The sequence below is a fragment of the Pectobacterium fontis genome, from assembly GCF_000803215.1.
Lineage (GTDB): Bacteria > Pseudomonadota > Gammaproteobacteria > Enterobacterales > Enterobacteriaceae > Pectobacterium > Pectobacterium fontis.
This window is the reverse complement of sequence record NZ_JSXC01000016.1, coordinates 15,753-32,281: the sequence shown is the minus strand read 5'-3', so window position 1 is coordinate 32,281 and position 16,529 is coordinate 15,753. Positions and strand designations below refer to the sequence as shown.

Sequence of the window (16,529 nt, the reverse complement as noted above, 5' to 3'; positions counted from 1 at the left end):
GTGGCGAAGGATGTGGTTCTGCAAGAGAAGAAGCAATATCAGGAAATTGGCTGTGATTTGCGCCAGAAGATTCAGTCAGGGGATTACCCCGTCGGATCGCGCCTTCCTCCTGAACGAAATATTGCGGAAACCTATGGCGTTAGCCGCACGATAGTGCGCGAAGCGCTACTGATGCTTGAACTGGAAGGCACCGTCGATATCCGTCAGGGATCCGGGGTTTATGTCCTGCGCATTCCCGATGAAGACGATACGGCAAACAGCGCAAAAAACCATATCGGCGCGTTTGAAATGCTACAGGCTCGTCAACTGCTGGAAAGCAATATTGCCGCGTTTGCCGCCCGCATGGCAACGCGGGCGGATATCGAAAACCTGCGTAAGACGCTAGAGCAAGAGCAGGCTGCCATTGCCGGAAAAGACTATCGTGGTGATTTCGATCGGTTGTTCCACCTGCAAATCGCAGGCGCGACGCAAAACCAGATGCTGCTGGAAACGGTCAGCAATATCTGGGCGTGCCGCGACGATAACGCGCTCTGGCAGCAGCTTTACACCCACGTTGGGACGCAAGGCTATCGTCTGAAATGGCTGGCGGATCATCAGGCTATTCTGGCAGCGCTACGGCGTCGCGATGTGTCTGGGTCTTATCAGGCGATGTGGCAGCACCTCGAAAATGTCAAAAATACGCTGATGGAAATCTCTGACGCCGATGCGCCGGAGTTTGACGGTTATTTATTTGATTCTGTGCCGATCTTTCAGGGGAAACTGGTGTAACCATGGCGGGTCTTTCTACGGTAAGCATTGTTTATCTGGCGGAACATCCCCAGCATCAGGAACAGGTGATCGACTGGATATGGCAGGCGTTCGGCAGCCAGAACAGCCGTGAATACTTTGCCAGCGTGGTGCGTAATAGCCTGAACCCGGCGGCGCTGCCGCTGACGTTTATCGCGCTGGATGGTGAGCGTTTAGTCGGGACGGTGGGGCTTTGGCGCTGTGATTTAATCAGCCGGCAGGATCTGACCCCCTGGCTGGCATCGCTGTATGTGGAAGAGAGCCAGCGCGACAAAGGGCTGGGTATTGCGCTGCAACAACACGTAGTGGATTTCTGCCGCCGCGCAGGTTTTGACGATCTCTACCTGTACGCTACGTTTAGCGGTTACTACGAAAAGCACGGCTGGCGTTACATTGGCGATGGGCTGGACTACCCGGATAAAGCGGTTCGGCTGTATCACTACAGCGTAACTCAGCGCGATGTGCCGTCTGCATCTTCACGAATAGCCTCCGCACTGTAAGTTGCTGCGCCACCATCTCGTAAACACGGCGAATTCATAAATAGGCTTATCTACAAAATCTGTGAATTACAATGTGTAGAACTGAATCGATCGCAATGGGCTCTATTTATCTCTAGAAAAAAATCCTTTTCTTGGTACAAGAAAGTGATAGTGCTCTCCAGCAACGCCCAGCGACCATTGCATGCACTATTACTGACAGTGGCGACGAAACAGCTTTGCCAGTTGCGCCCCCATCGGGGAGAGCATGGTATCTTTGCGCTGTATCAAATAGAACGTTGCTTTGGGAAGCGATTGGTCTAACTCCAGCACGCGTAGCCGCTCACCCAGAATAGGGTCACGCGTAATATCGCGTGACAGAATGCTGATAAAATCAGTCTGGGTCACCAGGCTGATGTTCGAAAGCAGTGTCTCGCAGGTGACGCTGACGCGCGGCTGTTTGGGCAAGGTGGCAAACAGCTCATACAACTGGGTGTAATAACTGCCGCGTGGCGTGGGCATCGTCCATTCATACTCCATCAGATCTTCCAGACTATTGGCGCGCACCAACGGGTGATCGCGTCGTACTACCACGCAATACTCTTTTTCCATCAGTTTTTCATATAACAGCTCGTTATCATAGGATGAGCCAGAATAGGTATTGATGGTGAAATCCAGCTCTCCCTGGCGCAACTCATTGATCATGGAAACCAATTGGCCTTCAGTGATACGCAGTTTGACCTGAGGGTAGAGGCGATGGAAGCGCTTGATGATCTCGGGCATAACCGTATGGGCAACGCTGGCACCAATGCCAATGTTGACACGGCCTGAGGCTTGTCCGAGCCGCTGCTGGATGTCTTCTCCTGCCACGCGTAACTCTTCCATGATCAAATTGGCATGACGAAAATAGGCTTCGCCGCAATCCGTCAATACCACGCCTTGCCGATGGCGCAGAAACAACCGCGCACCCAGATTGTTTTCTAATTCCTGAATCGCTTTGGTCAGCGCAGGCTGTGACCGCGCTAACTGACGCGCGGCAGCGCGAATGCTCCCATGGCGCGCCACCTCTACAAATGACTGTAATTGATGCAATTTCACATTCAGCGCCATGCCTGTTCTCCACTTTTTGGTGATAACTACTGTTTATCACGGCAAACATCTTGCCATCTTATTCACCGCAATGGGGTTGTGTACATTTTTTATTATGATTTTTTAGTCATTGTTGATGCGCATTTTCAGCAATGACTATCGCATCACAATGTTCAATTCAGTCGCAGAGGTCAGCCAATGTCATCAGAAAAACGCTATTCCAGCCTGGAACATCATGTAGAAACGCTTGCGCCGCAGTGGCGCGCCTTACGTCGTGATTTGCATAAATATGCGGAATCCGGCTGGCTGGAGTTTCGCACGTCCACGCTGGTTGCAGAAATGTTGCACCATCTGGGATACCACCTGACGCTGGGGCGTGATGCAATCCGTGCCGAGTCGCGTATGGGATTGCCGCCGGAAAACATATTGCGCGAACAAGAACAGCGCGCGCTGGAACAAGGCGCGTTGCCGCAGTGGTTGCCTCATTTCTCCGGTGGTTTTACCGGCCTGGTTGCCACGCTGGACACAGGTCGTCCCGGGCCGGTTATCGGCTATCGCGTGGATATGGATGCGTTGGATCTTAACGAACAACTGACGGATGACCATCGTCCTTTCCGTGAAGGCTTCGCCTCGTGCAACGCTGGCATGATGCATGCCTGTGGGCATGACGGCCATACCACCATTGGCCTGGGGCTGGCTCAGGTATTGATGGCGATGCGTGAGCAACTGTGCGGCACCATCAAGATTGTGTTTCAACCCGCTGAAGAGGGCACGCGCGGGGGGAAATCGATGGCAGATGCTGGCGTGGTTGATGATGTTGACTATTTTACCGCGATTCATATTGGCACCGGCGTGCCTCGTGGTCATATGGTGTGCGGCAACGATACGTTTATGGCGACCACCAAACTGGACGTGACCTACCGTGGCATTGCTTCACATGCGGGCGGGCGGCCGGAAGAAGGGCGCAATGCGCTGTTGGCGGCCGCGCAGGCGACGCTTGGGTTACACGCTATTCCGCGCCACAGTGCAGGCAGTTCGCGTATTAATGTCGGTGTGCTTCAGGCGGGGACCGGACGTAACGTGGTGCCGTCTCGCGCCACGATGAAAGTGGAAACGCGTGGCTCAACCAATGAGGTTAACGACTTCGTTTACCAACAGGCGCTAAAAGTGATTGAAGGCGCTGCCCAGATGCATGGCGTTGAGGTGGATGTTGCTCTGATGGGGGCCGCGCAAAGCAGCAAACCCAGCCCGGCATGGGTGGCGTTCATCCATCAGCAGGCTGAACAGGTGCCAGCGTTGACGCACATCATCGATAGTCAGACCGACGCCGCAGGATCGGAAGATGCCACTTACCTGATGGAGCGAGTAAAAGCGCATGGCGGTCTGGCCTCTTACGCGGTGTTTGGTACGGATCTCAGCGCCGGGCATCACAACGAAAAATTTGATTTTGATGAGAGCGTGATGACGGTGGCTGTCACGACCCTGGCGCTGCTGGCCCTCAACATTAACGACTTTGGAGGCTGAAATGACGGCATCCATCGTTGATTTCATCAATCAGTTCCTCACGCCGCGCACCGCACAATTAGCGGCGATTTCGGATGATATCTGGGATCACCCGGAAACCCGTTTTACCGAGCACTACGCCGCAGAGCGTCTGGCGGGAGAGTTGGAGGCGCAAGGGTTTCAGGTGCAGCGCGGTATTGCCAATATCGAGACCGCGTTTGTCGCAAGCTTTGGCAGCGGTCAGCCGATTGTCGCTCTGCTCGGTGAGTTCGATGCCCTGGCCGGGCTCAGCCAACAGGCGGGATGCGCAGTTGCATCGCCGGTGGTGGCAGGCGGTAACGGCCACGGCTGTGGTCACCACTTACTGGGAACGGCAGGGCTGGGCGGTGTGCTAGCGGTTAAAGCCTGGCTGGAGCAGCATCCGCAGTCGGGCACGATTCGTTTTTATGGCTGCCCAGGAGAAGAGGGGGGATCAGGCAAAACCTTTATGGCGCGTGAAGGGGTATTTGATGATGTCGATGCCGCCCTGACCTGGCATCCGGAAACCTTCGGCGGCATGTTCTGCACGCCCACGCTGGCAAACATTCAGGCGGCATTTCGCTTTAAAGGCAAAGCCGCACATGCGGCGGCGGCCCCCCACCTTGGTCGCAGCGCACTGGATGCACTGACGTTGATGAACACCGGTGCCAATTTCCTGCGAGAACATATTATCCCAGAAGCGCGGTTGCACTACGCCGTGACAGATACGGGGGGCCATGCCCCTAACGTGGTTCAGGCGGATGCCGAGGTACTTTATCTGGTGCGTGCGCCTCAGATGGGTGACGCACAGGCGATTTATGAGCGCGTAGTGAAAATAGCACAAGGTGCTGCGCTGATGACAGAAACCACGCTGACGGTGCGCTTTGATAAAGCCTGCTCCAACTATGCGCCTAACCGCACCCTGGAGCAGGCGATGTATGGATTTGTTCAGGCGTTTGGCGTCCCGGAATACGATGCCGATGAGCGCGCCTACGCCGCTGACATTGCCCGTACGCTGAGTGATGAGGATATCGCCAGCAATTTATCGACGATCGCGCGCACCGGCGGCGTTGCGGGTACTACCTTCAGCCGCACGTTGCGCGATAAAACGCTGACAGAACGCGTCGCTCCCTATGCTCCCACCGAAGCGGTATTGCCCGGCTCAACGGATGTGGGCGACGTCAGTTGGCTGGTTCCCACCGCACAATGCTTTAGCCCGTGCTACGCCATCGGTACGCCTCTGCACACCTGGCAAGCGGTGGCTCAGGGGCGCACATCGCTGGCGCACAAAGGCATGGTGCAGGCGGCGAAGGTAATGTCTGCCACGGCGCTGGCACTGTTTTGCGATCCCTCGCTGTTGCAGGCCTGTCGTGAGGAGTGGCAGGCGGCGCGGCAGGACAGGCCATATCACTGTCCGATCCCTGCGGGTATCCAGCCCGCACCCTTACAGCGTTAGCATGCTTTCGATGTGCTGGATAGCAACCGGTTGCGCTGCGCCGTTCCCGCCGCGCGCCGTGCTGTACAACGCAACAGACACAACGGAAAAGACATAACAAAAACACCTATCTACAACATCACATACCACACGAGTACGGGGAGAAGCACCATGAGTGTTGCAGCGAAAAACGAGCAGATGCCGCCAGGAGGATTATTTAAGTGGGTTGAACGGATCGGCAACAAGATCCCCAATCCCTTTCTGTTGTTTGTGTACTTGATTGTTGCGTTGATGGTCGCGAGCGCGTTGTTTTCCTGGATGGGACTGAAGGCGGTGAACCCTGCCAATGGTGAAATCGTACAGGTCAAGAACTTGCTCAGCGTCGACGCATTGCAATGGATATTGCCCAACGTTATCAAGAATTTTAGCAGTTTTGCTCCACTGGGGGCGATTCTGGCGTTGGTGCTGGGTGCCGGGTTGGCAGAGCGAGTGGGGTTGCTGCAAACGCTGATGTACAAGATGGCGGCGTGTGTCAGCGCGCGCTATGCCAGTTACATGGTGCTGTTTATCGCGTTTTTTAGCCATATCTCCTCCGATGCCGCACTGGTGGTGATGCCACCGCTGGGCGCGTTAATCTTTCTGGCCGTGGGCAGGCACCCGGTTGCTGGGTTGTTGGCCGCCATTGCGGGCGTTGGCTCTGGTTTTACCGCGAATATGCTGATTGTCACCACGGATGTGCTGCTCTCTGGTCTCAGCACCGAAGCGGCAAAGGCGATCAATCCGGCGATCCATGTTAGCGTGGTGGATAACTGGTTCTTTATGTCTGCCTCGGTGGTGGTGTTAACCATCGCTGGTGCACTGGTCACTGACAAGTTTGTTGAGCCGCGCTTACCGCCTTATCAGGGTGAGCGTCATGAGCATCTGTCGCAGTTAACGCCGGAGCAAAACCGAGGGCTGCGTGCCAGTGGCATTGCGGCGCTGGTCTTTCTGGCATTGGTGGCCTTGCTGGTGGTGCCGGAATGGGGGCCGCTGCGCGATCCGGTGAAACACACCGTGATGCCATCTCCATTTATTCAGGGGATTGTTCCCTTGATTATTCTGTTCTTTTTCGTCGTGTCTATTCCTTATGGCATTGTCACCGGTCAGATAAAATCGCAAAACGATCTGCCGCAGTTGATGGTAGATCCGATGAAAGGGATGGCGGGTTTTATCGTGATGGTGTTTCCCCTTTCACAGTTTGTTGCCTTCTTTAACTGGAGCAACATGGGGAAATTCATTGCCATTGGACTCACCGACGTGCTGGAGTCATTAGGTATGACGGGGATCCCCGCTTTCGTCGGCCTGATTTTCCTGTCTGCGTTCCTGTGCATGTTTATCGCCAGCGGATCTGCCATCTGGTCGATACTGGCACCGATTTTTGTACCGATGTTCATGTTGCTGGGCTTTCATCCGGCTTTTGCGCAAATTGTGTTTCGTGTAGCCGACTCGTCCGTGATTCCGCTGGCACCGGTATCCCCCTTCCTCCCGCTGTTTTTGGCTTTTTTACAGCGTTACATCAAGGATGCCAAGCTGGGAACCTACTACTCATTGGCAATTCCCTATCCCATTGTATTTTTTACCGTTTGGCTGATTTTGCTGGTCATCTGGTATGCGTTGGGATTGCCTATTGGTCCCGGGGTTTATCCACGGTTATCGTGACTCAGGAAAACCCCACATTGGTAAGCCGATGTGGGGTTTTCTCATCAATCAATCATAAATAAAACGGCATTTTCGGTTGGGGCCTGCCTTACATGATTCACGAGAATTTTACAGTTGGTTGCACTTATAGGATAACTCTTTCGATTCACCACTGGAGAAGATGAGTGGCGATCCTTAGAGTAACAAGTCCCAGAGGTATTGATTGGTGATATGTCGATGTGCTCTGTACATTGAAACCATTTGATTACACCAACCTACGCGGATGCGTAGGTTTTTTTTTGCCTGTTATTTACCGTTGATGATTAAGGGGGCAAGAATCTGGCTGGGGAAGGTGAGAATATCGCGCTATGACGGGGAGCACCATAGCGCGCAAGATCAGTGGAGGTGGCTACCGATAGAAAGGCAGCCGCTCAACAGGAAGGTTGCAGCGATGCAACTAGCAAGAAATAGATTTTTCATATTTTCTCCACGCAATATAAACGCTCTTTTACGCTTGAACTAAAATAATGAAACACAGCCGCTCAGCATAAATGCCGACACGACGCAGCTAAGTAGAAGTAGATTTTTCATCTTCTTTTCTCCTGACATTGTGGGGAAAGGTTTTTTAAAAATAAACTGTACGGTATAGTTTTAATTTTATTTGACGTTTCTGTCAATGCGAGTCAGGGGCGGTTTTTCGTCTTTTTGTGCGGTAGCGAAAGGAAGGGGAGGCGTGGTGGGTCAACGCGGTAAAACTGAGGGACGAAATAACCGGAAATAAGAGTAAAAACGCGAAAGGATAGTCCCTCGGAGAGGATGAAGCATAACCTTTCTTGTCATGATTTTTTACATGCAGGTTATGATATTTAAAGAAATAGTATAATACTCTTTGTTCTGTGCCGATCGCGATGTAGGGATATCACGAGGAGCGGCCAAGGGATCCATCTATTTATCCGTCTATTGGGAGAAGGCATGATTCATACTCTGTTACGTTGGGTGTTCCAGCGTCTGTACCGCATACGGATCGAGGGCGATCGCAGCCAGTTTCAGCAATCCAAATTGCTCATCACCCCTAATCACGTCTCTTTCCTTGATGGTGTCCTGCTGGCGTTGTTCCTACCGATAAAACCCGTATTTGCCGTGTACTCCTCCATTACCGATCGCTGGTTTATGCGCTGGCTGGAGCCTTATGTCGATTTTGTGCCGTTGGATCCCACCAAACCGCTGGCGATCAAAGCGCTGATCAAGGTGATCGAACGCGGCCAGCCTGTTGTGGTTTTTCCTGAAGGGCGTATCAGCGTTAGCGGATCGCTGATGAAGATTTACAGCGGGGCAGCATTTGTCGCGGCGAAATCCGGGGCGACGATTATCCCCGTACGTATTGATGGTGCCGAGTTCACGCCGTTTGGCCGACTGGCGGGCGTATTTAAACGCCGTTGTTTCCCACAGATCACCATTACCTATTTGCCCCCCACCACGCTGCCAATGCCAGAAGCGGCAAGTGCCAGAGAGCGTCGTGCGCTGGCTGGTGAGCATTTACACCAGATTATGATGAAGGCGCGGATGGATACGCGTCCCCAGCATACGTTGTATCAGGCCTTTTTGGCGGCGAGAACCCGTTACGGACGGCGTTCTCCCAGCATTGCCGATATTTCGTTCAAAGAAGACAGCTATCAGGGATTGTTGAAAAAATCGTTAGGTGTGTCGCGCATTTTGCAGCGTTTCACCCGTGCCGATGAGCATGTCGGCATGCTATTGCCTAACGCGACCATTACTGCGGCATCTATTCTGGGCGCATCGCTGCGTAACCGTATTCCGGCTATGCTGAACTACACCGCAGGCGCGAAAGGGCTGCAAAGCGCGATGAAAGCGGCGGGGATCAAAACCATCGTCACATCGCGCCAGTTTCTTGAAAAGGGCAAACTGACGGATCTGCCGAAGCAGGTCAGCGAGGCCAACTGGGTCTATCTGGAAGATTTGAAAGATACCGTGACGCTGGCGGATAAGCTGTGGATCCTGTTTCATCTGCTGTTTCCTGCCCGTGCGATGCTACCGCAGAAACCTGATGATGCGGCTATCGTGCTGTTTACTTCAGGTTCCGAAGGGAACCCTAAGGGCGTCGTGCATTCCCATGACAGTCTGCTGGCGAACGTCGAGCAAATTCGTACGGTGGCGGATTTCACCCCGCGTGACCGCTTTATGTCTGCGCTACCGCTGTTCCATGCGTTTGGTCTGACGGTTGGGCTGTTAACGCCCCTGATAACGGGCGCTCGCGTGTTCCTCTACCCCAGCCCGCTGCATTATCGCATCGTGCCGGAGCTGGTTTACGACCAGAACTGTACCGTGCTGTTCGGGACGTCTACGTTTTTAGGCAACTATGCACGCTTTGCCCATCCGTACGATTTTGCTCGCCTGCGTTATGTGGTGGCCGGGGCGGAGAAGCTGTCTGAAGCGACGCGTCAGGTTTGGCAGGACAAATTTGGCATCCGCATTTTGGAAGGATACGGCGTGACCGAGTGCGCGCCGGTCGTGGCGATCAACGTCCCGATGGCGACGAAAATCCACTCTGTCGGCCTGTTGTTGCCAGAAATCGAATCCCGTTTGATTACGGTGCCGGGGATTACGCGCGGTGGCCGCCTGCAACTGCGTGGGCCAAATATCATGAAAGGCTATCTGCGGGTGGAAAATCCAGGCGTGCTTGAAGCGCCCGCGGCAGAAAACGCGCAGGGCGAATGGCAGCAGGGCTGGTATGACACGGGCGATATTGTTGAACTGGACGAGAGAGGGTTCTGCACCATCATTGGCCGCGTGAAACGCTTTGCCAAGCTGGCGGGGGAGATGGTCTCGCTCGAAAGCGTGGAGCAACTGGCGGTGAAAGTGTCGCCGGAGGCACAGCATGCTGCCAGCGCGAAAAGCGATAGCAGCAAAGGTGAAGCGCTGGTGCTGTTCACCACCGACAGCCAGCTAACCCGTGATGCACTATTGGCGCAGGCTCGCAGCAGTGGCGTGCCGGAACTGGCGGTGCCGCGTGATATTCGTTATGTAAAAGCGTTACCGCTACTGGGCAGCGGCAAGCCTGACTTTGTCACGCTACGCCATATGGCCGAAGAATCGAGCGCAAAACAACCCCTTACTGAAACGTCGGAGCAGAGTACATGAGCCAACAGAGTGAACCCGCGACGCCTTTGCTGTCGCGCAGTATGAGTGCGGTGATTATTGCGCAGTTCTTCTCCGCATTTGGCGATAATGCGCTGCTGTTTGCCACCTTGGCGCTGATCAAACAACTGGTGTATCCCGACTGGAGCCAGCCGTTTTTGCAGATGGGGTTTGTTGCCGCCTACATTATTCTGGCACCGTTTGTCGGTCAGGTTGCGGATAGCTTCTCCAAAGGGCGGGTGATGATGTTTGCCAATACCCTGAAGTTGGCGGGTGCACTGCTAATTTGCATCGGCGGTAATCCATTTCTGGGGTATACGCTGGTGGGGATTGGTGCGGCGGCCTATTCACCCGCGAAATACGGCATTCTGGGTGAGATCACGCGTGGCGATCAACTGGTCAAAGCCAATGGCTTGATGGAGGCTTCCACTATTGCCGCGATCCTGACTGGTTCCGTGGCGGGCGGCGTACTGGCGGATTGGAATATTTACGGCGCGCTATCGATTTGTGCGGTGGCTTATGGCGTGGCGCTGGGTGCGAATATGCTGATCCCACACCTCAATGCCGCACGACCAGGGCAACCGTGGCATCCGGTGCAGATGGCGGGCAGTTTCTTTTCCGCCTGTCGGGTGCTGTGGCGCGATAATGACGCCCGACTCTCGCTGATTGGCACCAGTATGTTCTGGGGCGCGGGCGTAACGTTGCGTTTTCTGTTGGTGCTGTGGGTGCCACATGCGCTCGGTATTACCGATAATGCTACGCCGACGCTCCTTAACGCGATGGTCGCCGTGGGGATCGTGCTGGGAGCTGGTGCCGCTGCCAGACTGGTGACGCTCGACAGCGTACGGCGTTGCCTGCCTGCCGGGTTCCTGATCGGCGTGGTGGTGGTGATTTTCACGCTTCAGCATAACCTGATGAGTGCCTATTCCCTGCTGATTCTACTGGGGGCGTTCGGGGGATTTTTCATCGTTCCGCTGAATGCATTGTTGCAGGAGCGTGGGAAGGCCAGCGTCGGCGCGGGCAATGCGATTGCTGTACAAAATTTGGGTGAAAATGGCGCGATGCTGGTCATGCTGGGGCTTTATTCTCTGGTGGTAAAACTGGGAGTTTCCGTCATCGCCATCGGGATTGGTTTTGGCGTGTTGTTCGCGCTGTCGATTGCGCTGCTGTGGGCAAGGGTGATTGTGGCTAAACGCCGTGCGCATGCTCTTGGTAGGGGTGAAGAATAAATACAGACCCTAATAAATTCGCGTTGCAGGGTATTAACGTTTTGCACGATGCACAAGCCGTTTGAAGTATGACGGATATCATGGGGAAAGGTGAAATGAGTCTGATATGGCATGACTGGAATGTGGCAGACCTTAATGTGTATTCACTGCATGACATATTGGCACTGCGCAGTCAGGTGTTTGTGGTGGAGCAAACCTGCCCGTATTTAGATATTGATGGCCGCGATCTGGTGGACGGCAATCGCCATATCGCGGCGTACCGTGATGGTAAACTGGTCGGTTATGCCCGGTTACTCGCTCCTCATCCAAATAACGATGTGGTGACGATAGGACGGGTGATCGTCGCGCCTCACGCTCGTGGTCAACATCTGGGGCATCAACTGATGGAACACGCGCTGATTGCCTGCGCACGCCACTGGCCGCAAAAGCATCTTTTCCTATCCGCGCAGGCTCATCTGCAAGCGTTCTACGGCGCGTTTGGTTTTGTCGCGACCGGTGAGGAGTATGACGAAGACGGCATTCCACATATTGATATGCTGTCGGCGTTCTGAAGATCCATTCGTTTTGAAAGGGAAGCATAGCGTGTAGCGGAAGTTATGGGGATTGTGGCGTAAAGAAAAAACCGGCTGATGTATGGCCGGTTTCTTGTTATTGGGAACTAAATTAGCTGGCGGCGTGGGAAATTTTACTACCCAGTTTCTGTACATCCTGGCCAAAGCCACGCGTGGTGTTACAGCCGCTTAATGTTGCTGTGACCAGCAACGCCACTACGATCGTTGTGATACGTTTCATCATCGTTACCAGTAGGTTGTTGATACATCATAGGGTTTTACTGTGTCATAACCGCAGGTAAAAATTCAAGACGTGTATGATCTCAACGGGCTGATATTGTTTGAGATGATGTTGCTATTCTTCCGCCAGAAACAGCTCCAGCAGGGAATTCAGAAACAGTTTGCCGTGTTCGGTAATTTGCCAGTGCGTGGCGGTTTCCGTCAGATAGCCTTGCGCCAGCGCCTGATCCAACTGTGGGCGGATGGTGTGCTCTTCCAGACCGGTATACGCCGTGAAATCCGCACGCGGAGCGGCTTCCAGCAGGCGAAAGCGGTTCATGAAAAACTCAAAAGGCCGATCGTCGTTGGCAACGTCGTGTTGTTTATCCAGATAAGTGCCCTGCATATAGCCACGCGGATGGCGAACTTTAACCGTGCGCAGAATACGCCCGTCGCTGAAGGTCAGCTTGCCATGCGCGCCACAGCCAATCCCCAAATAGTCCCCGAAACGCCAGTAGTTCAGGTTGTGCTGGCACTGGTAGCCCGGCTTGGCATAAGCAGAGGTTTCATATTGCTGGTAACCGGCTGCGCTCAGTAACGCGTGCCCCTGCTCGTAGATGTCCCAGAGTGCGTCGTCATCTGGCAGTGTCGGCGGGCGCGAGCTAAACAGCGTATTGGGTTCGATGGTCAACTGATACCAGGATAAATGCGGTGGATTGAGCGCAATGGCCTGACGCAGATCGTCCAGCGCTTCGTCCAACGATTGATCCGGTAAGCCGTGCATCAGATCCAGATTAAAGCTACGTAACCCCAGACCGGTCGCCAACTGCGCGGCACGTTTGGCCTCATCCGGGCCGTGAATACGTCCAAGGCGCGTCAGTTTTTGCGCATCGAAACTCTGAACGCCGATGGAGATACGGTTAATCCCCGCACGTTGATAACCGCTGAAGCGCTCGGCTTCAACCGTTCCGGGGTTGGCTTCCATCGTAATTTCGGCATCTGGCGTTAACGGAATTCTCGCCCGAACGCCGTCGAGCAGCGCCTGCATCGCTTCCGCGCTCAGCAGACTGGGCGTACCGCCGCCGATAAAGATCGAGTGCAGCGCCCGCCCGCCAGCCAGCGGTAAATCGGTATCCAAATCCGCCAGCAGATGATCGACATATTCCTGATGTGGTACGTCGCCTTTCAGCGCATGTGAGTTAAAGTCGCAATACGGGCATTTCTGTACGCACCACGGAATATGAATGTACAGGCTGAGCGGGGGCAGCTTAAGCATGACGTAACGTATCCAACAACTGGCGCAATGCCTGACCACGGTGCGAGTGCGCGTTCTTCTCTTCTCGCGTTAATTCTGCCGCCGTTTTACCCAACTCAGGCACGAAGAAGATCGGGTCATAGCCAAAGCCGCCACGGCCGGAAGCCTGGTGCGTCAGCACGCCTTGCCAGCGACCGTGGCAGACAATCGGCGTCGGGTCTTCAGCGTGGCGCAGGTATACCAGCACGCAGTGGAAGCTGGCGTGTCGTTGTTCATCCGGCACGTCTTTTACTGTCAGCAGCAGCTTATCCAGATTTTGCTGGTCGCTGGCATCCATGCCTGCGTAGCGTGCCGAGTAAATGCCCGGCGCGCCGCCAAGCGTATCAACCGCCAACCCTGAATCATCGGCAATGGCTGGTAACCCTGTGATGTGCGCGGCATGACGCGCTTTCAGGATGGCATTTTCGATGAAGGTCAGGCCGGTTTCTTCGGCGGAATCCACGCCCAGCTCGGTCTGTGCCACAATATCCAGACCAAAATCGGCCAGCAAGCTGGCAAGCTCGCGCACTTTACCGGGGTTTCCGGTAGCCAAAACCACTTTTTGCATCGTTTTGTCCTGCGTATTTATTCAATCTTGTTTATTCAATGAAGTCCACGACGTCAGCCGGGATGTGTTGCGGATGATTGATTCTAATCTGCTTATGCCGTCCGAGTTCGCCTTTTTCGATGACGACCAGACTTTTGGCGACCCGAAACTGTTTAGCGAGGAATTTGGTCAGATGGGCATTGGCCTGCCCATCAACCGGTGGGGCGGTGATGGCGACTTTCAATTCGTCGCCATGCAACCCTACGATCTGATCCCGACTGGCTTTCGGCTGAATATACAGCCGAATCACCAGTGCATCACCGTGGCGAGTAATCGCACTCACAGCAGAAACCACAGCTCCGGAAACAGATCCATACCCAGATAGTTGAGCAGATACAGAATCAGAATGACGGCCATGGCTGAGAAATCAATACCGCCCATGGCGGGAATAATACGGCGGATCGGTGCCATTAGTGGTTCGCTCAACTGATGCAGCAGGTACTCAACCGGGCTACGTCCCTGACTGACCCAGCTCATGAGGGAACGGATGATGATGACCCAGAAGACCATATAGCCAGCGGATTTAAGTAGCGAAATCAGCCCAATCAGCAGATTTACTGGGCTGAGGGTAAGCGTTCCAGATTGAATCAGCAGCAGTAACGGATATTTTATCGTCGTGAGAATAAAGGCCAGCAGCAATGAGGCACTGTCAATCGGCCCCAATGACGGCAGAATACGGCGCAGCGGCCCCACAATCGGCTGCGTGATCTTGACGACAAACTGTGACAGCGGATTATAGAAATCACTGTGTGACCACTGCATCCAGATGCGTAGCAACAGGACCATTACATAGAGGTCGATCAGCGTTTTGACCAAAAAAGTCAGGGTGAGCATAAATAATTCTTTCCCTTAATAAAATAAAGAATGGGTGAACCCGCTTTTGATTAAAAAAGCGTTTCCATTTCCTGTGCGCGAGCAATTGCCGCCTGCATGGCTTCGGCCACGGTTTGCGTCAACTGCTGTTCGTTAAACACCCGTAACGCTTCTGCCGTGGTGCCGCCTTTAGAAGTGACATTTTCCCGCAGAGTTGACAGCGGTGTATCGGGGTTGGCTTCTACCAGTGCGGCAGCACCTGACGCGGCCTGTTGCACCAGCAGGCGAGCCGTTTCCTGGCTGAACCCTTGACGCAGTGCTTCCTGCTGCATGGCTTCCATAAACAGGAAGAAATAGGCGGGCGCGCTGCCTGCTGCGGCGATCACGCCATTAATATCCTGCTCACTATCCACCCAGCAAACTTTACCGACGCTTTGCATCAACTGTGCGGTAAAGTCTTTATCGGCCTGACTGACGGACGCGGGGGCATACATCCCGCTCATGCCTTTTCCGACCAGAGACGGTGTATTTGGCATAATTCGCACGATATTCAGTGGCGCACCCAGCAGCGCCTGAAAACGGGATATGTTGATTCCCGCCGCAATCGAAAGCACTAATTTGCCCGTGAAGTTGACCTGTTCCTGTAACGATCCGCAAACCGTCGCCATCATTTGTGGTTTGACAGCCAAGACAATGACGTCGGCTTCCTGCGCGCAGCGTACATTGTCTGCGCTGCTGGTGACGCCATATTGTGCCGCCAGCGCATCGCGGTGTTTATCCGAAGGCGCGCAGACGCTGATGTGTTGAGCGGGATAACCGCCGTTGACCAATCCGGCGATAATGGCCTGCGCCATATTCCCGGCACCAATAAACGCTATTTTACGTTGCTGCATCTGCATCCTCGTTGCTCACCTGTTTATCAAAGATGACGTGCCGTTCAAGGCCAGTCTCTACGATTTATGCACTTTTTACTGAGTAGTCCCGCGCGCCAAAAATTGCCGTACCGATGCGCACCAATGTGCTGCCTGCGGTAATCGCCGCGCGCATGTCGTCCGTCATCCCCATAGAGAGGGTATCAATATGCGGATAAGTGACGGACAATGTTTGGAACAATGCTGCCATTTGTGTGAACACAGCAAGCTGTCGTTCGTGATCGGTTTCTGGTGCCGGAATCGCCATCAACCCGCGTAGATGCAGGTTAGACAAGGCGGCGACGCTGGCGGCGAGTTCCGCAAGTTCATCTACCATAATGCCGGATTTGCTCGGCTCGTTGCTGATATTAATCTGTAGTAGAACATTTAAGGGCGGTAACGTGGCCGGACGCTGTTCACTCAGACGTTGCGCGATGCGCAGGCGATCCACGGTATGAAACCAGTCAAAATGCTCTGCCACCAACCGACTTTTATTGGACTGTAACGGGCCGATAAAGTGCCATTCCAGCGGGGTAGCCGGATAGTTTTCCTGAAAATAATGAATCTTCTCCACGCCTTCCTGAACGTAGTTCTCGCCAAACGCACGTTGCCCCGCCGCGATGGCTTCTTCGATCGCGCTCACAGGTTTGGTTTTACTGACTGCAAGTAGCGTAATTTCTTCTGGTGCCCGTGCGCAATGCGCAGCGGCGGTGGCGATTTGCTGCCGGATGTCCTGTAGATTCTGCTGGATTGTCGTCATGGTTA

At 54.1% G+C, this 16,529-nt stretch carries 16 protein-coding genes; 8 read left to right on the top strand and 8 right to left on the bottom strand.

Annotated features, from left to right (window positions below):
- Nucleotides 1–768 (top strand): FCD domain-containing protein, encoded by a 768-nt coding sequence (locus OI69_RS05610; protein WP_039347122.1) that lies wholly within the window; start codon nt 1–3, stop codon nt 766–768.
- Between the two features lie 2 nt (nt 769–770).
- Entirely contained in the window at nt 771–1,286 is a 516-nt protein-coding gene (locus OI69_RS05605) for a GNAT family N-acetyltransferase (protein ID WP_052198314.1), read from the top strand.
- 189 nt (nt 1,287–1,475) lie between these two features.
- Here OI69_RS05605 and OI69_RS05600 read toward each other — a convergent pair whose 3' ends face one another.
- The gene (locus OI69_RS05600; protein ID WP_039347120.1) at nt 1,476–2,372 is read right to left on the bottom strand and encodes a LysR family transcriptional regulator; all 897 of its coding nucleotides are present in this window, start codon (nt 2,370–2,372) and stop codon (nt 1,476–1,478) included.
- 177 nt (nt 2,373–2,549) lie between these two features.
- Here OI69_RS05600 and OI69_RS05595 point away from each other — a divergent pair, with 177 nt between their 5' ends.
- The 6 genes from OI69_RS05595 (at nt 2,550) to OI69_RS05570 (ending at nt 11,920) form a co-directional block, all read left to right on the top strand.
- Nucleotides 2,550–3,875, top strand: a complete 1,326-nt coding sequence (locus tag OI69_RS05595) for a M20 family metallo-hydrolase (RefSeq protein WP_052198313.1) — start codon at nt 2,550–2,552, stop codon at nt 3,873–3,875.
- A 1-nt stretch (nt 3,876) separates the two neighbouring features.
- Nucleotides 3,877–5,328, top strand: coding sequence for a M20 family metallopeptidase (locus OI69_RS05590; protein ID WP_039347118.1), 1,452 nt, complete (start codon nt 3,877–3,879; stop codon nt 5,326–5,328).
- Between the two features lie 150 nt (nt 5,329–5,478).
- On the top strand, nt 5,479–7,005 hold the full coding sequence (gene abgT / locus OI69_RS05585) for a p-aminobenzoyl-glutamate transporter (RefSeq protein WP_039347115.1): 1,527 nt from the start codon (nt 5,479–5,481) through the stop codon (nt 7,003–7,005).
- Between the two features lie 951 nt (nt 7,006–7,956).
- A complete protein-coding gene (gene aas, locus OI69_RS05580) occupies nt 7,957–10,143 on the top strand; it encodes a bifunctional acyl-ACP--phospholipid O-acyltransferase/long-chain-fatty-acid--ACP ligase (RefSeq protein ID WP_039347112.1) in 2,187 nt (728 codons plus the stop codon).
- The gene (lplT, locus tag OI69_RS05575; RefSeq protein WP_039347110.1) at nt 10,140–11,369 is read left to right on the top strand and encodes a lysophospholipid transporter LplT; all 1,230 of its coding nucleotides are present in this window, start codon (nt 10,140–10,142) and stop codon (nt 11,367–11,369) included. Before aas ends, lplT begins: the two co-directional genes overlap by 4 nt.
- A gap of 95 nt (nt 11,370–11,464) precedes the next feature.
- Nucleotides 11,465–11,920 (top strand): GNAT family N-acetyltransferase, encoded by a 456-nt coding sequence (locus tag OI69_RS05570; protein WP_039347297.1) that lies wholly within the window; start codon nt 11,465–11,467, stop codon nt 11,918–11,920.
- A gap of 112 nt (nt 11,921–12,032) precedes the next feature.
- On the opposite strand, the gene OI69_RS05565 is transcribed toward OI69_RS05570, so the two are convergent.
- From OI69_RS05565 to OI69_RS05535, 7 genes are all read right to left on the bottom strand, one after another.
- Entirely contained in the window at nt 12,033–12,161 is a 129-nt protein-coding gene (locus OI69_RS05565; protein WP_039347108.1) for an entericidin A/B family lipoprotein, read from the bottom strand.
- A gap of 114 nt (nt 12,162–12,275) precedes the next feature.
- Entirely contained in the window at nt 12,276–13,415 is a 1,140-nt protein-coding gene (gene hemW / locus OI69_RS05560; protein ID WP_039347105.1) for a radical SAM family heme chaperone HemW, read from the bottom strand.
- Nucleotides 13,408–14,001 (bottom strand): RdgB/HAM1 family non-canonical purine NTP pyrophosphatase, encoded by a 594-nt coding sequence (gene rdgB, locus OI69_RS05555; RefSeq protein WP_039347101.1) that lies wholly within the window; start codon nt 13,999–14,001, stop codon nt 13,408–13,410. The genes hemW and rdgB overlap by 8 nt, the downstream gene beginning before the upstream one ends.
- A gap of 31 nt (nt 14,002–14,032) precedes the next feature.
- Complete coding sequence (gene yggU / locus OI69_RS05550) at nt 14,033–14,323, bottom strand: DUF167 family protein YggU (RefSeq protein WP_039347098.1); 291 nt, start codon at nt 14,321–14,323, stop codon at nt 14,033–14,035.
- Nucleotides 14,320–14,874, bottom strand: coding sequence for a YggT family protein (locus tag OI69_RS05545; RefSeq protein ID WP_039347096.1), 555 nt, complete (start codon nt 14,872–14,874; stop codon nt 14,320–14,322). The genes yggU and OI69_RS05545 overlap by 4 nt, the downstream gene beginning before the upstream one ends.
- A 50-nt stretch (nt 14,875–14,924) precedes the next feature.
- Complete coding sequence (gene proC, locus OI69_RS05540; protein ID WP_039347294.1) at nt 14,925–15,746, bottom strand: pyrroline-5-carboxylate reductase; 822 nt, start codon at nt 15,744–15,746, stop codon at nt 14,925–14,927.
- A gap of 64 nt (nt 15,747–15,810) precedes the next feature.
- Nucleotides 15,811–16,524: a YggS family pyridoxal phosphate-dependent enzyme gene (locus tag OI69_RS05535; RefSeq protein ID WP_039347092.1), complete on the bottom strand. Its 714-nt coding sequence runs from the start codon at nt 16,522–16,524 to the stop codon at nt 15,811–15,813.
- Nucleotides 16,525–16,529: the final 5 nt, after the last annotated feature.

Coding starts and splice junctions, on each gene's coding strand:
- hemW (WP_039347105.1), bottom strand. CDS start 13,415: ATGCTTAAGCTGCCCCCGCTCAGCCTGTACATTCATATTCCGTGGTGC.
- OI69_RS05545 (WP_039347096.1), bottom strand. CDS start 14,874: ATGCTCACCCTGACTTTTTTGGTCAAAACGCTGATCGACCTCTATGTA.
- OI69_RS05605 (WP_052198314.1), top strand. CDS start 771: ATGGCGGGTCTTTCTACGGTAAGCATTGTTTATCTGGCGGAACATCCC.
- OI69_RS05600 (WP_039347120.1), bottom strand. CDS start 2,372: ATGGCGCTGAATGTGAAATTGCATCAATTACAGTCATTTGTAGAGGTG.
- OI69_RS05535 (WP_039347092.1), bottom strand. CDS start 16,524: ATGACGACAATCCAGCAGAATCTACAGGACATCCGGCAGCAAATCGCC.
- OI69_RS05565 (WP_039347108.1), bottom strand. CDS start 12,161: ATGAAACGTATCACAACGATCGTAGTGGCGTTGCTGGTCACAGCAACA.
- lplT (WP_039347110.1), top strand. CDS start 10,140: ATGAGCCAACAGAGTGAACCCGCGACGCCTTTGCTGTCGCGCAGTATG.
- rdgB (WP_039347101.1), bottom strand. CDS start 14,001: ATGCAAAAAGTGGTTTTGGCTACCGGAAACCCCGGTAAAGTGCGCGAG.
- proC (WP_039347294.1), bottom strand. CDS start 15,746: ATGCAGCAACGTAAAATAGCGTTTATTGGTGCCGGGAATATGGCGCAG.
- OI69_RS05590 (WP_039347118.1), top strand. CDS start 3,877: ATGACGGCATCCATCGTTGATTTCATCAATCAGTTCCTCACGCCGCGC.
- aas (WP_039347112.1), top strand. CDS start 7,957: ATGATTCATACTCTGTTACGTTGGGTGTTCCAGCGTCTGTACCGCATA.
- abgT (WP_039347115.1), top strand. CDS start 5,479: ATGAGTGTTGCAGCGAAAAACGAGCAGATGCCGCCAGGAGGATTATTT.
- OI69_RS05595 (WP_052198313.1), top strand. CDS start 2,550: ATGTCATCAGAAAAACGCTATTCCAGCCTGGAACATCATGTAGAAACG.
- OI69_RS05570 (WP_039347297.1), top strand. CDS start 11,465: ATGAGTCTGATATGGCATGACTGGAATGTGGCAGACCTTAATGTGTAT.